General features: G+C 31.0%; 15 protein-coding genes. 7 read left to right on the top strand and 8 right to left on the bottom strand.

Annotated features, from left to right (window positions below; all coding sequences use genetic code 11):
- The first annotated feature begins 190 nt into the window (after window positions 1-190).
- From ald to WHD07_RS02390, 7 genes are all read left to right on the top strand, one after another.
- Entirely contained in the window at window positions 191-1,291 is a 1,101-nt protein-coding gene (gene ald, locus WHD07_RS02420; RefSeq protein ID WP_105048730.1) for an alanine dehydrogenase, read from the top strand.
- A gap of 286 nt (window positions 1,292-1,577) precedes the next feature.
- Complete coding sequence (gene rpsF / locus WHD07_RS02415) at window positions 1,578-1,919, top strand: 30S ribosomal protein S6 (protein ID WP_105048729.1); 342 nt, start codon at window positions 1,578-1,580, stop codon at window positions 1,917-1,919.
- Window positions 1,920-1,922: 3 nt separating this feature from the next.
- Window positions 1,923-2,219, top strand: coding sequence for a 30S ribosomal protein S18 (gene rpsR / locus WHD07_RS02410; RefSeq protein ID WP_068452452.1), 297 nt, complete (start codon window positions 1,923-1,925; stop codon window positions 2,217-2,219).
- Between the two features lie 14 nt (window positions 2,220-2,233).
- Window positions 2,234-2,680, top strand: a complete 447-nt coding sequence (gene rplI / locus WHD07_RS02405) for a 50S ribosomal protein L9 (protein ID WP_105048728.1) — start codon at window positions 2,234-2,236, stop codon at window positions 2,678-2,680.
- Between the two features lie 98 nt (window positions 2,681-2,778).
- Entirely contained in the window at window positions 2,779-5,925 is a 3,147-nt protein-coding gene (locus WHD07_RS02400; protein ID WP_343329905.1) for a TonB-dependent receptor, read from the top strand.
- Window positions 5,926-5,987: 62 nt separating this feature from the next.
- Window positions 5,988-6,455 (top strand): DUF6495 family protein, encoded by a 468-nt coding sequence (locus tag WHD07_RS02395; RefSeq protein ID WP_343329904.1) that lies wholly within the window; start codon window positions 5,988-5,990, stop codon window positions 6,453-6,455.
- A 367-nt stretch (window positions 6,456-6,822) separates the two neighbouring features.
- Window positions 6,823-8,622 (top strand): long-chain fatty acid--CoA ligase, encoded by a 1,800-nt coding sequence (locus tag WHD07_RS02390; RefSeq protein WP_343329903.1) that lies wholly within the window; start codon window positions 6,823-6,825, stop codon window positions 8,620-8,622.
- Window positions 8,623-8,980: 358 nt separating this feature from the next.
- On the opposite strand, the gene WHD07_RS02385 is transcribed toward WHD07_RS02390, so the two are convergent.
- From WHD07_RS02385 to WHD07_RS02350, 8 genes are all read right to left on the bottom strand, one after another.
- The gene (locus tag WHD07_RS02385) at window positions 8,981-11,356 is read right to left on the bottom strand and encodes a DNA topoisomerase 3 (RefSeq protein WP_343329902.1); all 2,376 of its coding nucleotides are present in this window, start codon (window positions 11,354-11,356) and stop codon (window positions 8,981-8,983) included.
- A 296-nt stretch (window positions 11,357-11,652) separates the two neighbouring features.
- Window positions 11,653-13,956 carry a T9SS type A sorting domain-containing protein gene (locus tag WHD07_RS02380; protein WP_343329901.1) on the bottom strand — a complete coding sequence of 768 codons (2,304 nt, stop codon included), beginning with the start codon at window positions 13,954-13,956 and terminating at the stop codon, window positions 11,653-11,655.
- Between the two features lie 10 nt (window positions 13,957-13,966).
- Complete coding sequence (locus WHD07_RS02375) at window positions 13,967-15,436, bottom strand: formylglycine-generating enzyme family protein (protein WP_343329900.1); 1,470 nt, start codon at window positions 15,434-15,436, stop codon at window positions 13,967-13,969.
- Between the two features lie 699 nt (window positions 15,437-16,135).
- Window positions 16,136-16,435, bottom strand: a complete 300-nt coding sequence (locus WHD07_RS02370) for a type II toxin-antitoxin system RelE/ParE family toxin (RefSeq protein WP_343329899.1) — start codon at window positions 16,433-16,435, stop codon at window positions 16,136-16,138.
- Window positions 16,435-16,656, bottom strand: a complete 222-nt coding sequence (locus WHD07_RS02365; protein WP_343329898.1) for a hypothetical protein — start codon at window positions 16,654-16,656, stop codon at window positions 16,435-16,437. The genes WHD07_RS02370 and WHD07_RS02365 overlap by 1 nt, the downstream gene beginning before the upstream one ends.
- A gap of 51 nt (window positions 16,657-16,707) precedes the next feature.
- Window positions 16,708-18,831 carry a Tex family protein gene (locus WHD07_RS02360; RefSeq protein ID WP_343329897.1) on the bottom strand — a complete coding sequence of 708 codons (2,124 nt, stop codon included), beginning with the start codon at window positions 18,829-18,831 and terminating at the stop codon, window positions 16,708-16,710.
- Between the two features lie 233 nt (window positions 18,832-19,064).
- Complete coding sequence (locus WHD07_RS02355) at window positions 19,065-19,577, bottom strand: GNAT family N-acetyltransferase (protein WP_343329896.1); 513 nt, start codon at window positions 19,575-19,577, stop codon at window positions 19,065-19,067.
- A 10-nt stretch (window positions 19,578-19,587) separates the two neighbouring features.
- A complete protein-coding gene (locus WHD07_RS02350) occupies window positions 19,588-20,199 on the bottom strand; it encodes a fumarylacetoacetate hydrolase family protein (RefSeq protein WP_343329895.1) in 612 nt (203 codons plus the stop codon).
- Window positions 20,200-20,282 lie beyond the last annotated feature (83 nt).

Genomic DNA, 20,282 nt, shown 5'->3' with positions numbered 1-20,282 from the left:
TTATTAGAATTGGTTTTTTGTGAGTTTTATTGAATATATGACAATTAAAGTAAATAGAAATTTGTATAAAATCATTTTAAATCAAAAAAAAATAGGGCATTAGTAAAAATAACAAATTTCGAATATTTTGTTAAATTATAAACAAAAAGACTGTAAATTTACTTGCTTAAAATATCTAAATTAAGCAATAATGAAAGTTGGAATTCCTAAAGAAATTAAGAACAACGAAAGTAGAGTTGGTATGACACCTGCAGGTGTTTTTGAGTTGACGAAAAAAAATCATACTGTTTTTGTACAATCTACAGCAGGTGAAGGAAGTGGTTTTTTTGACGCAGATTATATTAAGGTAGGAGCTACTATTTTACCTACCATAGAAGAGGTTTACAGTCAGAGTGAAATGATTGTAAAAGTAAAAGAACCTATTGCTTTAGAATACCCTTTAATAAAGGAAAATCAAATTATTTTTACGTATTTTCATTTTGCATCTTGCGAGCCTTTAACAAAGGCAATGATAGAAAGTAAATCTATTTGTATTGCTTACGAAACGGTAGAAGATAGCGACGGAACTTTACCATTATTAACACCTATGTCTGAAGTTGCAGGTAGAATGGCAATTCAGCAAGGAGCTAAATATTTAGAAAAGCCAATTAAAGGACGTGGTATTTTATTAGGAGGCGTACCCGGTGTTGCCCCAGGTAAGGTATTAATTTTAGGAGCAGGAGTTGTTGGTGTACAAGCAGCTAAAATGGCAGCAGGTTTAGGCGCTCATGTAACTATTATGGATATTAATATGAAACGTTTACGTTATGTAAATGATGTATTACCAAATCATGTTACAACAGCTTTTTCTAGTGAGTATAGCATTAGACAGTTAATTAAAACACACGATTTAATTATTGGTGGGGTTTTAGTAAAAGGAGGAAAGGCTCCAAAATTAATAACCAAAGACATGCTTAAAGACATGCGTCCAGGAACTGTTATTGTAGATGTAGCAGTAGACCAAGGAGGTTGTTTTGAAACAACAAAAGCAACTACACACGAGGATCCTACGTTTATTATAGATGATGTAGTACACTATTGTGTGGCAAATATGCCAGGAGCTGTACCTTACACATCTACCATTGCTTTAACAAATGTAACATTACCTTATATTATAAATTTAGCCAACAAGGGTTGGGAAGAAGCTTGTGCTACTGATGCGTCTTTAGAAAAAGGACTAAATATTATAAAAGGAAAAATTGTGTATAAAGAAATTAGCGAAGCTTTTCAATTAGAAGCTTTTGAAGTTTAATTTATTTTTTTTAAAATATTTTTGATAAGTCTCCAGTGTTGTTTTTGTGTTGCAACCTGGAGATTTAATTATTTCACTTAAATTACAGATGCTATTTTTAACCATAGCTATTGTGGTTGATGTATTACGGCCAGTACAGTAGAAAAAAATAGAAGTATTTGTATCTTTTACTATAAAATAGATTCCTTTTTATTTTATAAAGTAAGAATAACTGCTATATATAACTCTAATTATAAAAAAGTTATTATATTTGCAGCCTTAAAAATAAACAATAAATATTTAATTTATGAATCATTACGAAACTGTTTTCATTTTGAATCCCGTTTTATCTGATACTCAGATAAAGGAGACAGTACAAAAATTCGAAGATTATTTAGTTTCCAAAGGAGCTGAAATGATCTCAAAAGAGAATTGGGGCTTAAAGAAATTAGCCTACCCAATCCAAAAGAAAAAAAGTGGTTTTTATCACTTATTTGAGTTTAAAATTGCTGGAGAAGAAATCTCTGCTTATGAGTTAGAATTTAGAAGAGATGATAGCGTTATGCGTTACCTAACTGTTAAATTAGACAAACATGCAGCTGCTTGGGCAAAAATTAGAACTGAACGTGTTAAATCTACAAAAAAATAAGAAATGGCATCAATAGAACAACAAGCAAAAGGCGGTAAATCTGCTGACGTTAGATATTTAACGCCATTAGATATAGACACTAAAAAAGAAGCTAAATACTGTAGATTTAAAAAGAAAGATATCAAGTATATCGACTTTAAAGATGCAGACTTCTTAATGTATTTAGTAAACGAGCAAGGTAAAATTTTACCAAGACGTTTAACAGGAACATCATTAAAATATCAACGTAAAGTTGCGCAAGCAATTAAAAGAGCGCGTCATTTAGCGTTAATGCCTTACGTTGGAGATATGTTAAAATAATAAAGAGGTAGAACATGGAATTGATATTAAGACAAGACGTAGAGAATTTAGGATTTAAAGACGATATCGTAGAAGTGAAAAACGGATATGGTAGAAACTTTTTAATCCCTACAAGACAAGCAGTTTTAGCTACTTCATCTGCAAAGAAAGTTTTAGCAGAGAATTTAAAACAACGTGCTTACAAAGAAGCTAAATTAATTGAAGACGCTAACGTAATTGCTGAAACAGTTAAAGGATATGAAATTAAAATTACATCTAAAGTTGGTTCAGGAGACAAATTATTTGGTTCTGTAAACAACATAGATTTAGCTGCAGCTTTAGCTAAAGCAGGAACAGAATTAGACAAGAAATTTATTAAAGTTGTTGGTGGTTCTGTAAAAAGATTAGGTAAATACGAAGCTACTGTAAGATTACACAGAGCAGTAGTTGCTGATATTATTTTTGAAGTTGTTGCTGAATAAGTAACAATTGTTAAATAATTGTTAAGAAATAAAAGTCTACTTTAACGAGTAGGCTTTTTTTTTGCTTTATTTTTGTTGAAATCAAATTCAAAAATAATATGAAGCAAAAATTACTTTTTTTATGTTCATTCATTTTATTGTTTAGTTTAAGTGCTTATGCACAAACAACTACATCAAAAATAAAAGGAACAATTACGGAAATTAGCGGAGAGCCTTTGTATGGTGCAACCATTGTTGCTACCCATACACCTACAGGTACAGTCTCTGGTACAACAGCTCAAGATAATGGTAGGTATAGTTTATCTAATTTAAGAATTGGAGGGCCTTATACGATTACCATTAGTTATTTAGGTTTTATATCTAAAAAAGTAACAAATGTATTTTTAACATTGGGTAAAACAACCAATATTAATGCTGTTTTATCTGAAGATAGCAATACTTTAGATGAAGTTGTAATTAGCTCTGGTAAAAACAGTGTTTTTAATAATGATAGAACAGGAGCACAGACAAGTATTAGAACAAAAGATTTAAAAACATTACCAACAATATCTAGGTCAGCGTCAGATTTTACACGTTTAGATCCTTCTGCATCGGGTGGTTCTTTTGGTGGTAGAAATGACCAATTTAATAACTTTACCTTAGATGGTTCTATTTTTAACAATCCGTTTGGTTTAGATGCAGCAACTCCTGGTGGGCAAACTGCTTCTCAACCGGTATCTTTAGATGCCATAGAACAAATTTCTGTTTCTACAGCGCCTTATGATGTTACTTTATCTGGTTTTACAGGTGCGTCTGTAAACGCAGTAACAAAAAGTGGAACAAATACAGTAACCGGAACCGCTTACGGATATTATAGAAATCAAGATTTTACAGGTGGTAAAATAAAAGGAGAAAGTATTTTTGTACCAAAATTAACACAGTCTCAAATAGGGGCAAGTATTGGAGCGCCTATTATAAAAGACAAATTGTTTGTATTTATAAACTTCGAAAAAGATAATAGATCAGATTTAGGTCAGTCTTGGTTGCCAAATACAGGTTCTGGAGCTATTAATGAATCTAGAGTTTTAAAAGCAGATTTAGACGAAGTACAAAGTGCATTAGCAGGTATTGGTTACAAAACAGGTGCCTATGAAGGTTTTACACACGATTCTAATAGTACAAAAGGGTTGTTTAAATTAGATTGGAATGTTACTAAAGACAATCGTATTTCATTTGTGTACAACTTTTTAAATGCTTCTAGAGATTTACCAGCGCACCCAACGGCATTAGGTTTTAGAGGTCCAAGTTCTCAAATGTTACAGTTTGAAAATACAGGGTATCAAATTAATAATAATTTGAATTCTTTTTTATTGGAATTAAACTCTACAATTACAGACAATATTACAAACAAATTTCAAGCAGGATACACTCATTTCGATGATTTTAGAAAAGCTAAATCGGCACCTATGCCAGCATTTAGAATTCAAGATGGTAATGGAGGTAACTACATAATTGCAGGGCATGAGCCTTTTTCAATTAACAATACCTTAGATCAAAAAGTATATCAAATAACCAATAATTTAAACATTAGTAATGGAGACCATAATTATACTGTAGGTTTTTCTTTTGAAAAATTTGAATTTGACAATTCGTTTAATTTAGGAGCGTATGGCTTTGGAGATGCAAGAGGGTATGTTGGTGCTTTTGGAGGAGACTTTGCAAGTATGGATGCTTTTAGAACAGGGGTAACCAATGGTCTTTTAGCAGACGCAATGGCTGCAGCTCAAACCACTTTTAAAAACAATAATGACAATGATTCTTGGGCATTAGCAGAAACAAATGTGGGGCAATTTGCTTTTTATCTACAAGATGATTGGAATATCAACGATAATTTTAAATTGTCTTATGGTGTTCGTTTTGATAAACCTTTATTTTTCGATTCTGCAGATAAAGCACAAGACGTTATAGATAAAGGTGTGTATTTTCCGGATACCCCATATACAGATCCTTCAACAGGAGAAACAGTATTTTTTGATTCTACCAAAATGCCAAACAACAACTTCTTAATTTCTCCAAGAATTGGTTTTAATTGGGATGTTAATGGAGATAGTTCTTTACAATTACGTGGTGGTTCTGGATTATTTACAGGACGTTTCCCTTTTGTTTGGTTAGGCAATCAAATTGCAAATCCTAATGTATATTTCTATCAAGTAGTAGATCCCGATTTTAAATTTCCACAAGTATGGAGAACAAGTTTAGGTGCCGATGTAAAATTAAAAGATGGTACTATTTTAACAACAGATCTTTCCTATACAAAAGACATTAATGGTGCTCATGTACAAAACTGGGGATTAAAAAACCCAACAGGAACATTAAATGGTACAGGAGACAATAGACCTATTTATTTAGAAGGAGATAAAGGAAATAATGCCTATGTATTTACAAACTCTAATAAAGGAAGAACTTTAAACGCTTCTTTAAAAGCACAGAAAAACTTTGATAACGGTTTGTATTTAATGGCGGCTTATAATTTCTTAAACTCTAAGGATGTAAATTCTATTGAAGCAGAAATTACAGGAGATGCTTTTGATTTTAATCCGGTTTTATCTAATTCAAATGACGCTACTTTAGCGCACTCTAAATACGGAGATCCACATCGTTTTATTGGTGTTGCTTCTAAATCTTGGTCATATGGTACTAATGATAAATGGACAACAACCATTTCTTCTTTTTACGAATTGGCAAAAGGTGGTCGTTTTAACTATACCTATGCAGGAGATATTAATAATGATGGCTCCAACTTAAATGATTTAATTTACATCCCAACAGATAGCCAAATTGATGCAATGACATTTAAAGCACCAGTTAATCCGGGAGATTTATCTATTGCAGATCAAAAATCAGGATTAAAAAATTATATAAATCAAGACGATTATTTAAACGGAAGAAAAGGTGAATATGCAGAACGTTACGGAGCATTATCTCCTTGGAGAGGAAAAATGGATGTAAAATTTATTCAGAATTTAAAATTAGCAAACAATAATTCATTAGAATTTACCATAGATATTTTAAACTTTGGTAATTTATTAAATTCTAATTGGGGCTTAGTACAACAACCAGATGCCGTACAATTATTAGGGGTAACTGTAGACAGTGCAGGTTTACCAACCTATAGTTTTAATTCAGATTTAAAAGAAACATTTGTGTATAATTCTACATTATTATCTAGATGGCAAGCACAAGTTGGTTTAAGATATTCTTTCTAAATCAATAAAGAATTCAGATATTTGAACCGCCCATAATTGGGCGGTTTTTTTTACGATAAATTATGAAATACAGACAACTTACCAAAGAACAATTTGAAAGCTTACACGAAGATTTTGCACGTTTTTTAGCAACACAAAGTATCGATGCTAAAGAATGGAATCAAATTAAAAAAGAAACACCAAAAATAGCAGAAGAAGAAATGAATCTCTTTTCGGATGTTGTTTGGGATGATGTTTTAACAAAAACAAACTATGTAGAGCATTTTTCTAAAACGTCTGTAAATTTATTTAAATGCGAAGCAGAAGAAATGCATAGAATTGCCATTAAAGTAACTTGGGATATTAATTTATTAGAACAAAAAGGATTTGAGTGGTTAATGCAAAATCCTATGGATAATTCTGTAGAAATTTTTAAAGGTACCAAGCCCTATAATTCAGAAAGAAATCCAGAAATTTTCGATTTAATAGAAAAAGGAAGCTCAATTTCTAAAGGAGAAATTTTTGAGTATTTTAATCAACTTGTTTCTTAATTTTTTTAGAAGCTATTTCCTGCTTTCACTACTCGCTTTTTTTACTTCTGTTCTCGATACAAATTTTTCATTCTTCAAAATTCACTCGAACTGACAGTAAAAAAGAGCTCAAACAAACCGTTCAATCAGGGCTAGACTTGTTAGCCGTTAAAGTTGTAAAGAAAAGCAAGCAAAGAGCAACTTTGGCAATTCTTATAGAAACTATAAAACAACATCACCATTATTTTAAAGAAACAAAAGCTACAATCCGTTTTTGTTTTTTTACAACAACCTTCACCTAAAAATCTAAAAGCGTATTTCTGTTTAAGCCGTTTAAATATTCGTAAATTTGGAGTGTGTAATACACATTTTTAAAAAGAATCGAAAGATGAATTATAAACATTTATTAGAAGTAATAAAAGATAACACAAAGAAATTTACAACAAAAGAAGCTATTTTTTACAAAGATGAAGCTTCTAGTGGTTGGAAAGGAATTTCTTGGAATTCTTTTTACTACCAAATTCAACAGGTATCAAAGGCTTTACTTAATTTTGGAATAAAAGAACAAGATAATATTGGTGTTTTTGCCCAAAATATGACAGAATGGATAATTGCAGATCTTGGAATTATGGGAGTAAGAGCTGTTACAATTCCAATTTACGCAACCAACTCTCAAAAAGAAGTAGAATACGTTGTAAACGATGCAGAAATTAGTGTAATTTTTGTTGGTGATCAAGAAGAGTTTGATAAAGTAGAACAAATTACAGAAGAAAATAAATACTTAAAATTAATAGTTGCTTTAACCCCAACTGTTGATCTAAGAAATCATAAAAATGCCGTTTATTTTAGCGATTTTATAAATGCCGAATTCCCAAAAAGTATAGATACAGCATTAGAAAAACGTTATTTTGAATCTGAATTAACAGATTTAGCTAGTATTATTTATACTTCTGGAACTACGGGAGAGCCTAAAGGAGTAATGTTAGATCATAACAACTTTGCAGCTTCTTTAAAAGTACATGAAGCTGAGTTAGATGTAGATGAAAATGATGTTTCTTTAAGTTTTTTACCTTTAAGTCATATTTACGAACGTAGTTGGGTGTTTTTTTGCTTACAACAAGGAATACAAGTTTATTTTAACCAAGATCCTAAAAAAATAGCCGATACTTTAAAAGAGGTAAAGCCCACTTTAATGTGTACGGTTCCAAGAATTTTTGAGAAAATTTTTACAGCCATTCAAGAAAAAAGAAAAGAAGCTTCTCCTACTAAAATGAAATTAGCAAGTTGGGCTTTAGGGATTGGTAATAAATATCATAACAAATACCGTCGTTTTAATAAAAAAGTACCTTTACTAGTAAAGCTAAAATATAAAATTGCCGATAAATTAGTGTTAAGTAAATTACGTGATGTATTTGGTGGTAATATAAAATTTATGCCTTGTGGTGGTGCACCTTTAGGTCCAGATTTAGTTTCGTTTTTTCATTCATTTGCATTAAACATAAAATGTGGTTATGGTTTAACAGAAACCACGGCAACAGTTACGTTGTTTGGAGACCATTATTTCCAATTTAATTCTGCGGGAAAACCAATTATTGGCTCAGAGATTAAAATTGGTAATAATAACGAAGTTTTGGTAAAAGGACCAGGGGTTATGAAAGGGTATTATAAAAAACCAGAAGCAACCGCAGAAGTATTTGATGAAGATGGTTGGTTTAAAACAGGAGATGCTGGTAAAATTGATTCATATGGTAATTTAGTGATAACCGATAGAATTAAAGATTTAATGAAAACTTCTGGAGGAAAATATATTGCTCCTCAAAAGTTAGAAACAGCTTTAATTAGTGATTCTTTTATAGAGCAAATTGCGGTTATTGGAGATCAACAAAAATATGTAACGGCTTTAGCAGTGCCAAGTTTTGATAATATTAAAAAATATGCAGAAGAGCATAAAATTAGTTTTAAAGATATAGAAGATTTGATTAATAATAATCAAATTAAAACGATGTTCGAAAAACGTTTTGAAGAGTTACAAAAAGAATTTTCTAAGTTTGAAAAAATTAAGAAATTTACCTTATTACCAAAAGAATTTAGTATTGAAGCAGGAGAAATTACAGCCACTTTAAAACTAAAACGAAAAGTAATTCAAAAAAAATACAAAGAACTTATTGATAAAATGTATGCTGAATAAATATACATTTTGTCATTCCTTAGATTTATGGAATCTAATTGTGATGTATTGAAAAGATTTCTCAATCGTAAAAAAGCTCATTTCGAAATGACAGTTGAATGTTTATTGTAGTGGTTAAGTGAAAACAAATTTTTTCACGCCTAAGAATTTAGGATTCTCATTGTGTAAAATTTTAGTTTGATTTCTCAATCGCTAAAACGCTTATTTCGAAATGACAGTATTGGATTTATTATGGTAATTGTATGAAAGAACGTTTTGTCATTCCGAAGAATTGAGGAATCTCATTATGTGAAAATTTTAGTTTGATTTTTCAATCGCGCTAAAACGCTCATTTTGAAATGACAGTAGTTAGAAAACTCTAGCTACTGATAATTTTTATAACCAATTCTTTAGTCAATGGTTTTCCGTTGGCTATTCTTTTGATGTTTTCAAACGTAAAAACAAAATCGCAACCATTCTTGTAATTAGAACAACCATAAGCAGTTTTTCCTTTTAAAATACTACCTTTTTTACATTTTGGGCAAATAATTTTATCACTGTCATTACGAGGAGTTTTCGACGAAGTAATCTCATTATTATTAACAGATTGCTTCGTATCACTCGCAATGACGTTTTGTTTAGCCTCTAGTTTTAAAGCAAAATGATCATCAAAACGAATCAAACCTTCAACTTTACCAGCATCTGTTGTAAACCCTTTTAAGTTGGTGGTACAGCCTTTATCAATCAATCGTATCAATTGATTTTCAGAAATTTTCTTTCCGTAAATTTCAAACGGAATTTTTAAATCGCAATTATTTTTATATTCAGAACACCCAAAAGCAGAAGAACCTTTTAAAATAGTTCCTTTTTTACATTTAGGACATGTTTTTCCGGTAACTTGTTTTTTTGTTGTTGCTTTTTTAGGTTTTGGAATAGCAGATTGCTTGGTTCCATTAGCAGCGACAGTTGAGTTCGAAGAAATTCTTTTTTTAGAAGTGTTAGAACGTACTTCATACACCAATTCATCTACCATTTTCTTCATATTATTTATAAAGGTCCCGGCATTAAATTCTCCTCTTTCAATTTCTTTTAAACGTTTTTCCCAACGACCAGTTAACTCCGCAGACTTTAATAATTCATTGTCAATAATATTAATTAAATCGATTCCGGTTTGGGTTGGTAAAACTAATTTCTTTTTACGCTCAATATATTTTCTTCGAAACAAAGTTTCAATAATACTTGCCCTTGTAGATGGTCGTCCAATTCCGTTTTCTTTCATCAACTCACGCATTTCATCATCATCTACTTGTTTACCTGCGGTTTCCATGGCACGTAATAAACTAGCTTCTGTAAAATTTCTTGGTGGTTTGGTTTCCTTTTCTAAAAACGAAGGTTCGTGCGTACCTTTTTCTCCTTTTACAAAAGAAGGTAAGGTCATTTGCTCGTTTAATTCCTTTTTAATCTTGCTTTCTTCCGTTTCAAAAGCAACACGCCAACCTTTGGTTAAAATTTCTTTTCCGGTAGTTTTAAAAGGAACATCTGCAGCTTTACCAATTACTGAAGTATTAGAAACATCAGAATCTGGATAAAAAACCCCAATAAATCTTCGGGTAATAATATCATAGACTTGTTGTTGGTTGTATTGTAAATTTCCTTGAATTCCGGTAGGTATAATAGCGTGGTGATCGGTTACTTTTTTATCATCAAAAACACGTTTCGATTTCTTTATTTTACTTCCTAAAAGAGGCTGAGTTAATGCACTATAATTAGTTAATTTCGATAAAATTCCTCCAATTTTTGGATACACATCATTGGGTAGAAAAGTAGTATCAACCCTTGGATATGTAACTACTTTCATCTCATATAACTTCTGAACCATTTTTAGTGTTTCATCAGCAGAAAATCCGAATTTATTATTACAATATACCTGTAAACCTGTTAAATCAAACAATTTAGGCGCGTATTCTTTTCCTTTCTTTTTGGTAACAGAAACAATTTCAAAGTCAGATTCTTTTACCTTATTGGCTAAAAGTTCTCCGTCTTCTTGTTTTAAAAAACGACCATCCTCATAATTAAAAAGCGTATTTCTATATGTGGTTTGTAATTCCCAATAAGGTTGTGGCTTAAAATTCTGAATTTCAACAAAACGATTGACCAACATGGCTAGGGTAGGAGTTTGCACTCTACCAACTGATAAAACTTGTTTAAATCCGCCAAATTTTACGGTGTATAAACGGGTTGCGTTTAAACCTAATAACCAATCACCAATAGCTCTAGAATATCCTGCATAATACAAGTTATCATATTTTTCTGCAGGTTTTAAGTTTTTAAAACCTTCTTTAATGGCTTCTTCTGTTAAGGATGAAATCCATAAACGTTGTACTTCTCCTTTATAGCCACATTGGTTAATTACCCAACGCTGAATTAATTCTCCTTCCGTACCAGCATCCCCACAATTGATAACAACATCTGCTTTATCAAATAAGGATTTTACAATATTAAATTGTTTTCTAATTCCTGCGTCTCCTGTAACTTTGGTATCAAAACGATCTGGAAGCATTGGCAAATTATTCAAATCCCAACTTTTCCAATGCGGTTTGTAATCTTTAGGTTCTAAAAGTGTGCATAAATGTCCGAAAGTATAAGTTACCGCATAGCCATTTCCTTCGTAGTAACCATCACGTTTTGTGTTGGCTCCTAGAATATTAGCAATTTCTCTTGCTACACTTGGTTTCTCGGCAATACAGACTTTCATTTATGTTTTTTCTGAATTCGAAATTAAGAAAATAATTATTATTTGTTCAGTAATAATTAAGATTAAATAAATTTTCTATCAACATAACTCTTGTTTGTTTTTTGCAATACTTTTTATAAAGTCAGAAGTTTTTAAAAAGTAACTTGAATAGGACTTATTCTATGGAATGAGAATACTCTAAAACTTTTAGTTGTTTTTTTGATTTTTTCGAAGGTTGTATTCTGTATAAAATCATATAAACCACTATAGTCTGTTGTTCTATAGTGGTTTATAAATTATTTAAGGGGCTGCTTTATTTAGTCTAAAAATATTTTTTTGGTGATTTTTCCTTTATCAGTTTTAAGCATTACAAGGTAAACTCCTTTGGCTAAATAGGGTAGAGCAATGGTTTCTACGCCTGTAGTTTTAAAAGTGATATTCATTAATTGTTTACCAAGAAGATTAAATAATTTTAAATCGGTATCTCCCTGAGGCAAGCCCGTTATTTTTAGAGTAGCATTATCTGGTGTATAAACACTTACATTTAGATTGTCTATATAAGTTTCTGTGTTTAAGGTAGTTTCGGTTACATGAAGATAAAACCTTCCTATTCCATTTAAGGTTTCTGATAAGGTAGTTTTGTAAAAACTATTTTCTTCATCAATTCTCATAAACGTATTTGTTTTTCTATCTTCCAAAATTACTTTTAGGTTGGATGGAAAACTTGTTAGTTTTGCAGAAAAGTTTAATTCTTTACCAGAAATAGCTTTAACCCCAACCGGAATTACCATTGTATGATAATTGTCTATTGGTAACGTTTGTATTGCGAGGTTTTTACCTGTATTAGTGGTTACTAACTGAGTGAATACAGCAAAATCTGTATTAATACCATCAAACATAGAACTATCAAAACCATTATCAAATCCTGTGGTTTTATTATCTATATAATAGATTTCGGTATATTTTTGGTTAGTTCCATCTTTTAAGAATAAGGTGATTTTAGGTTTGATTTCATTTTTTAAAAAGGTGTTTCCACCACCATGAGTTTGAAAACTTTCAGCAAACTTAACGGTTCCGCTTGTGGCAACCTTTACAAAAAAACCTTGTCCCGGAGCCACTAAATAATTATTTATTTGGTTTTTTGAAATATATTCTCCTTTACCTCCATTTCCAGAAGAATCCCATAAGAAAACTGTGTTCTCTGCTAAAACACCTTCACTAATGTTGTCTAAAAAAGCACCACTGTTAATATAAGAAGTATAAGGATTACCAATAGCATTATATTGGTCTCCGTTATCATAAACAGAAAATAGAACTGAATCCGTATTTAAAAAACCATCAAAACTTAAAGTACCAGCGGATGTTTTTTTAATAGCATAGCCTTTACCTTGTTCAAAATAACCTGGATTTAAATTTTCAGTTGTGTAATAGGTCCATTTTGTATTTATAGGATTGATATTCATATAAGTAGCAATACCTCTTTTAGTACCATTTGTAACGACATCATTATAAAAATCATCTATATTTTTACCAATAACAGGAGCAGAAATTAGATACCAACCTTCTGCACTATTTGCAGAGCTAGAAACGTATCTGTCATAAACAACTTTTTCAGTTCCAAGATGAAGACCTTCTAAAATAAAAGATCCATTTGATGTTGCGTCAGATGCTATAGCAAGTGCTCCATTCTGTGTTAAATCTCCTTTAATGGTTAGAGCTCCTCCACCTTGTATTTGGAGAGAGGAAGCCGCATCTACTGTTAAATTATTAACAATAGCAGTAGTTCCTAGCCCTATAGAGGGTTTGTTAGTTACATTAGGAATAACAACATTGTTTGATGCAATTGGCACCGCAGAAGTACTCCAATTAGTGGAAGTAGACCAATTTGTACTTGTTGATCCAGTCCAATTAAAAACGACTATAATATCTTGTAGTCTTGTATTTAAAAGACTTTCTAAGTCGTGTCCGTCTCCGTTACTACCATTATATAATACCATTAAATTGGTATTTAAAAGAGTTGTATTTAAAATATTTTCTATATCATGACCATCTCCATTTCCTCCTTTAAATACCACAGAGAAATCGAAATTTTCTAAATTGGAATTCAAAAGACTAGCAATATCATGTCCGTCTCCATTACCACCAGTATACAATACCATTAAATTAGTATTTAAAAGAGTCGTATTTAAAATATTTTCTATATCATGACCATCTCCATTGCCTCCATTAAATACCATAGAAAAATCAAAATCCTCCAAATTTGTGTTCAAAAGACTAGCCATATCATGTCCGTCTCCATCACCACCTTTAAACATTACTAGTAAATTAGTATTTATTAAAGTAGTGTTTAATAAGTTTTTTACATCATGCCCATCACGATTGCCACCTTTATACAATACGGTTAGATTTAAACTTGAAAGTGTTGTATTAAAGTAGTTGTCAACATCTTGTCCATCACCAATACCGCCTTTAAATAGCACCATTAAATTAGTGTTTACTAAAGTAGTATTGTTGACGTTTTCTACATCATGACCATCTCCATTGCCGCCATCAAATTGTTGGGCATGTGTTATTTGGATGAGAAACAACAAAAACAGTCCTATGAATATCTTTTTTTTCATCCTTATCATTTTAAGGTGCTGTTCTTACTGCTCTAAATCCTATACGAGAACTTCCCTTATTTAATAAGCTAGCACCATCAGTTCTATCAGATATTCTTAGAAAATTAGGTGCGTTTATATAACTACCACCGCGGTAACTATATCCATCACCAGTGGTATCGTTTGGCCAAAAAGAAACGGTGCCATTTCCAGTAACTGAATTTACAATACCATTTCCATGAGTACCTGTATAAGACCTACCTTGAGCAGTACCTACAGTTACGCAGGTTTCATATACGTTGCCAGATAACTCCATAATGCCATAATAACTACCACCAGTTTCTTCTCTAGTTTTATTTGTGGCACTAGCTGCAAAAATGCCACACCTTCCAGGGCCATCTAAATTAGTGTTTGTTGAATTGTACATTGCATTTCCAATACCTATAGCTGGGTTGTTAATGATTTCATTAGTAGAACCATCATTTAAAATAGTATATGGGCTATTGTTTATACTTGCATTACCCCAAGCAAATTCATCTGCCTTTGGTGTTATTGGTCCTCTAGCAGCTTTTTCATATTCTAGTTCTGTCATCGGACGCATTGCAGCCCAATCCATATAAGCATTTATATCATCTGCATGTAAATAAGGAGTAGCTCTATCTGGTGAAGTACTAATAGCATCAGTAGCACCACCGGCCCAGGTTATGGTATTTCTTTTCACGGTAGCATTGCTCCCTTTGTGGTCTCCATCTGTAATATCATGATACCCTTTTTGCTGCTCTGTTAGCGTATTGAAAAAAGCCACCCATTGTGCTTCTGATGTTTCATATTTCATGCAATAAAAAGCGCCAAACCCTTTAGGGTAAGTAAGTGGTAAAACACCACTTTGGTCTCCTGAAGCAGAAGTATCGCTAGTGTAATATAAATTACCTACTGTATTAGCAATAGTAATAGTGTTTTCGCTGGTAACATGATAAGATGAAGTTGTGGAAACACCTCCACTATGAAATTTATTATTCTGATTACCAGTAGTACCTCCAACATAAAAACCGCCTTCTGGCACATGCACCATTTCGATAGCAAATACTTGTACGTCTATAATATCGCTTGTGTTTGTAGAACCATAGTTCCATTGTAACTGTATATTGGTAAAGTTTACATTCCCATCTCCATCGGCATTTCTGTAAACAAAAGCACCTTTGTAATCACTAGACACTTCGAGGGTGCTTCCTGTTGCTGCAACCGAATTTGTTTGATTTACTTGTGCATGTAACCAATTACCTCCATTAGTACGATATTTTACAAAGACCCATGCAGCATCCCAATTGGAGGGACCTGCACTTAAACGCCAAGAATTGTCCCAGGCTAAATCAAATTCAACATGTACCCAGCCACCACCTTCATTTAAATTTTCTAAGGAAATGTTTGAAACACGGATATTGTTCGTATACCCCGTAAAGTACATCATCATAATTGCTAAAAATGTGATTGTTTTTTTCATAATTGGTTAATTTTTTTAGTTGTTAAGATATTGTTATTTAGTGTTTTAGGGGGTGTATGGCAAAGGTCTATTAAAATAAAGTTTTAATGCACCATAAATATCCTGATTAATAGAGGGGAAAAGCACCCTTTTTTTATAGTTTGTAAAATAAAAATAAAAATAAGTGTAATGTGTTTAAAAACAGAATATTGATGTAGGGTAGCTTAATCAACTGAGTCTATCAAAATCGAGAACATTTATCTAAATGTTTCTAATTTGTCCATATGTTTTTATTAGAAAAATTTCAAATGTAGATTTTTCGATATATGATGATATTATTGAATAAAGATTAATTGAACTAGTACTTTTAACAAGACCACCTTAAGGTAAATCATTCATAATATTATGTGTATATGAAAATAGAAAGAAGCGTATTTTAGAAATGATTTTTAAATATTAAAATTTCTTTCTGATATATTATGTTAAAATTAAAATTGAATGAAGTTTTTGAGTTAAATGACTTCATAAAAGTACTAAGAGTTAAAAAAGGTGTTATTTATCTTTTTCTTGATAAGAATAAAGTAACAAACAGTTGCTTTGTTGATATGGAGGATAAGTTATTTATAGAGACTAAACCTATTAATAGAGTAGATCTTAGGTAAGTATTTTTAATAGAGAATATAGTTTTTTGTTAATTCTATATTCTCTATTATTTTATTTTTATAAATCTAAGTATAATTTATTAGGATTTTGTCTTGTGTCGAAGATTGAAATTATAACTATTCTTTTTGAATTAAATCGATACAATAAAGTTGTTTGTTTAGTTATTACAAATTTATGTAAACCTTTTTTCTTTTTTGATTCAGGAAAACTTTCTGGGCTTAATTGGATGATTTTTACGCTTCTATCTAATTTTTCAATAAAATTGGATTTAACTTTTGGATTCCAATTTTCAAGTAGATAATCAAATAATTTTTCAATTTTTATATTTGCAGTTTTAGAAATGGTTACAGTTCTCATTATTCTCTATGAGAAGACATAAAAGTTTCATAGTCTGTAGTTTCTTCGTTTAAAACTTCTAAATCAGCTTTTTCAATTTCTTCCTTTTGTAAAGAATTCAAATCATCCCAGAAATCTTTTTTCTCTTTTTTTAATAGGTTTACAATTTTTTCTATTAACTCAGGAGTTTCAATTTCTAAAATTTCTTTTATTAATTCTCTTTTTGTTGTTTGAATGTCCATTTTTAATTTTCCTTTTGATAAAGATAAGAATTTTATTTTTTAAGCAGGATTTTACTTCACCAAAGCCAATTGAATTCTTTTTCTAACAACGTCAACTTCTAATACTTTTACAAGTATTTGCTGGTTTAAAGAAACAATTGCATTGACGTCTTTTACAAAAGTATCTGATAAATTAGAAACGTGAATTAAACCACTTTCTTTAATTCCGATATCGACAAAACAACCAAAATTAGTAATGTTATTTACAATTCCGGGTAAAGTTTGTCCGCTTATTAAATCTGCAATTGTTTTAATATTTTGATCAAAAGAAAACATTTTTGCTTTTTCTCGTGGATCAACTCCAGGTTTTTCTAATTCCTTAATAATGTCTTCTAACGTAGGTAAACCAATGGTTTCAGAAATATAATTTTTTAAAGAAATCTGTTTAAGAACTTCTTTATTGCCAATAAAATCACTCACTTTCTTTTTGTGGTCTTTTGCCATTTTATCAACCAACGCATAACTTTCTGGATGCACGCCAGAATCATCTAATGGATTTTTTGCATTTTTAATTCGTAAAAAACCTGCAGCTTGTTCAAAGGCTTTTCCACCTAAACGAGGCACTTTTTTAATGGCAGTTCTAGACGTAAAAGAACCGTTTTCGTTTCTATAATTCACGATGTTTTCTGCTATTTTTGGTCCAATTCCAGATACGTAACTCAATAAAGATTCACTTGCCGTATTGATGTTTACACCAACTGTATTTACACAACTTTCTACAACCGTGTCTAAAGATTTTTTCAATTTAGTTTGATCTACATCATGCTGATATTGGCCAACTCCAATCGATTTTGCATCAATCTTTACCAATTCAGCCAAAGGATCTGCCAATCTTCTGCCTATAGAAACAGCACCACGCACAGTAACATCGTAATTCGGGAATTCATCTCGTGCAATTTTAGAAGCCGAATAAATAGAAGCACCCGCTTCACTCACCACAAAAATTTCAATATCGTTTTTAAACTGAATGTTCTTAACCAATTGCTCTGTTTCTCTTGATGCAGTTCCGTTTCCAATAGCAATGGCTTCAATTTTATAAGCATCGGCCAAAGAGCTAATTTTATGAATAGCTTCTATAGATTGATTTTGTGGTGCATGCGGATAAATGTTTTCATTATGCACTAAATCTCCTTGCTCATTTAAGCAAACCACTTTACACCCCGATCTAAAACCAGGATCGATAGCTAAAATTCGTTTTTCGCCTAAAGGAGCGCCTAATAATAATTGTTTTAAGTTTTTTGCAAAAACGGTAATTGCAGCTTCATCTGCTTTTTCTTTAGCAATAGACATTGCTTCGTTAGCTAAAGATGGAAATAACAAACGTTTATAAGCATCAGCAATTGCCAATTCAATTTGTGATGAACATTCGTTTTGTGAACGAATAATTCTCTCTTCCATTTTTTGAAGCATTCTTTCTTTGTCAATTTCTATTTTAACACGAATAAAACCTTCGTTTTCTGCTCTTAAAATAGCGAGTAATCTGTGTGATGGAATTCGCATTAAAGATTCGCTCCAATCAAAATAATCTTTAAATTTTTGCGCTTTTTCATCATCCGCTTTAGCTTTAATAATTTTAGATGAAATGGTAGAGTGACGCTCTAATTCTCTTCTAATATTATTTCTAATATCTGTACGTTCATTTATCCATTCTGCAATGATAAAACGCGCTCCTTCTAAAGCATCCTCAATAGTATCAACTTCGTTGGATGTGTATTTAGAAGCAGTATGTTCTAAATTATTAACACGCTGACTCATAATCATTTTTGCCAATGGTTCTAAACCTTGTATACGTGCTGTTTCTGCTTTTGTTTTACGCTTTTTCTTAAAAGGTAAATACAAATCTTCTAAAGCAATTAAGTTTCTAGAAGTAGTTACTTTTTGCTCTAATTCTGATGTTAAAACATTTTGTTCTTCTAAAGCTTTTAAAATGGCTTTTTTTCGTTTCTCTAGAGCCTCAAAGACTTCTTTAAACCTAACAATTTCTCCTATTTCTACTTCATCTAAATTACCAGTCATTTCCTTTCTATATCTAGATATAAAAGGAATTGTAGCATCTTCATTTAACAATGAAATAGTGTTTTCTACAGATTTAGAAGAGAGTTGTGTTTGTTGTGTTATATATGGAAGTAATTGCATTTTTTATTTGAATTTTATCAGAAAAAAGAAACCTCATAAAAATGAATTTATGAGGCTGTAAATATAGTTTTATTTTGTGTTTTGAGATGAAAAACTTCTCGATACAATTTTCTTCCTTTGTCAGAAAATCACTCGAAGTGACATTGCGTGATAATGTTTTAAGTTTGAGAATAAACAAACTGTCACTTTGAGTGAAATTCTTTTTTTAAGAATTTTGTATCGAGAAGTCTTTTTTAAAAAATCACTTTTTCAAAAGCCAATCTTTTTGCGTTGTAATTGGTGTAAATTATTCCACAATATTGATAACCTAATTTTTTGATTAAAGATTGCATTCCGATATTATCTTCATGCGTGTCAATCTTTAAACTTTTTACTTTTTGTTCTAATAGTTTTAAATGAAATTCATGAAACATAAAAGTAGCCAAACCAAATTTTCTAAATTCTTTTTTAATTGCCATTCTATGTATAACTCCGTAGGGGGGCGTTTCATCAACAATCCAATTTCCATCAATAATTTTATAAGTGGATTCTGGGTTTGTGGTAAACATAGCGGTTGCTATCACTTGGTTTTCATCATTAACAACTACATAACTTTCTTTGTTTATAATGTCTTGTTCTACTTGAGCTGCATTTGGATATCCGTTTTGCCATTGATCAATATGTAAGGATGCTAAAAGTTCTTTTGCATCATTAATAATGGTCATAATTTCTGAAACGTCATCAATTTTAGAAAGTCTAATTTTCATCAATATAAAACTATATCATTTTAAAATCTAATAGTAATTCTCCATTAACAGAACACTGTAATTGATCTCCTTTAAAAATTTCTCCTTTACCTAGTGCTGGTGTTCCTGTAAAAATTAAATCTCCAGGTTGTAAGGTCATATATTTTGATATAAAAACAATAATATCAGCAAAATCGTTAATCATATATGCGGTATTACTTTTTTGTTTTTCTAAACCATTTATTTTTAAATCGAAATCTATATCCCCTAAATTATAATCAGAAACGGGTTTAAAGCTAGAGATAGGTGCAGCACCATCAAAACCTTTGGCAAACTCCCAAGGATATTTACTTTCTCTTGCATCTTTTAAAATATCTGTTGCTGTATAGTCGATTCCTACAGCAATTTCAGAAATAAAAGAATTGGCATCTTCTTTGGCAATGTTTTTTCCTTCTTTACCAATCTTAACAACTAATTCTACTTCGTAAATTAATTCATTTGTAATGCTACTTGGGTATTCTACATCACAATTAATAGCTAAACTAGATTCTGGTTTCGAAAATATAAATTTTTTCCCTTTCTTTTTTTCTTCAATATCTTTTAAATCAGTAACGTAGTTACTTCCTATTCCTAGAATTTTCATGTTTAATTTTGTTTTTATTCGTGTAAGTAAATATAAAAAAAAAATCCACCAAAAAATATATTTTTTGGTGGATTTATCAGTTA

It is taken from the genome of Polaribacter staleyi, assembly GCF_038024045.1.
GTDB lineage: Bacteria > Bacteroidota > Bacteroidia > Flavobacteriales > Flavobacteriaceae > Polaribacter > Polaribacter butkevichii.
This window is presented reverse-complemented; position numbering and strand designations above follow the sequence as displayed.

Bases quoted from the DNA above. Each gene is read 5' to 3' on its own strand.
- WHD07_RS02360 (WP_343329897.1), bottom strand. From the start codon at position 18,831: ATGCAATTACTTCCATATATAACACAACAAACACAACTCTCTTCTAAA.
- WHD07_RS02385 (WP_343329902.1), bottom strand. From the start codon at position 11,356: ATGAAAGTCTGTATTGCCGAGAAACCAAGTGTAGCAAGAGAAATTGCT.
- WHD07_RS02390 (WP_343329903.1), top strand. From the start codon at position 6,823: ATGAATTATAAACATTTATTAGAAGTAATAAAAGATAACACAAAGAAA.
- ald (WP_105048730.1), top strand. From the start codon at position 191: ATGAAAGTTGGAATTCCTAAAGAAATTAAGAACAACGAAAGTAGAGTT.
- rplI (WP_105048728.1), top strand. From the start codon at position 2,234: ATGGAATTGATATTAAGACAAGACGTAGAGAATTTAGGATTTAAAGAC.
- rpsF (WP_105048729.1), top strand. From the start codon at position 1,578: ATGAATCATTACGAAACTGTTTTCATTTTGAATCCCGTTTTATCTGAT.
- WHD07_RS02350 (WP_343329895.1), bottom strand. From the start codon at position 20,199: ATGAAAATTCTAGGAATAGGAAGTAACTACGTTACTGATTTAAAAGAT.
- WHD07_RS02375 (WP_343329900.1), bottom strand. From the start codon at position 15,436: ATGAAAAAAACAATCACATTTTTAGCAATTATGATGATGTACTTTACG.
- WHD07_RS02370 (WP_343329899.1), bottom strand. From the start codon at position 16,435: ATGAGAACTGTAACCATTTCTAAAACTGCAAATATAAAAATTGAAAAA.
- WHD07_RS02400 (WP_343329905.1), top strand. From the start codon at position 2,779: ATGAAGCAAAAATTACTTTTTTTATGTTCATTCATTTTATTGTTTAGT.
- WHD07_RS02355 (WP_343329896.1), bottom strand. From the start codon at position 19,577: ATGAAAATTAGACTTTCTAAAATTGATGACGTTTCAGAAATTATGACC.
- WHD07_RS02395 (WP_343329904.1), top strand. From the start codon at position 5,988: ATGAAATACAGACAACTTACCAAAGAACAATTTGAAAGCTTACACGAA.
- rpsR (WP_068452452.1), top strand. From the start codon at position 1,923: ATGGCATCAATAGAACAACAAGCAAAAGGCGGTAAATCTGCTGACGTT.
- WHD07_RS02380 (WP_343329901.1), bottom strand. From the start codon at position 13,956: ATGAAAAAAAAGATATTCATAGGACTGTTTTTGTTGTTTCTCATCCAA.
- WHD07_RS02365 (WP_343329898.1), bottom strand. From the start codon at position 16,656: ATGGACATTCAAACAACAAAAAGAGAATTAATAAAAGAAATTTTAGAA.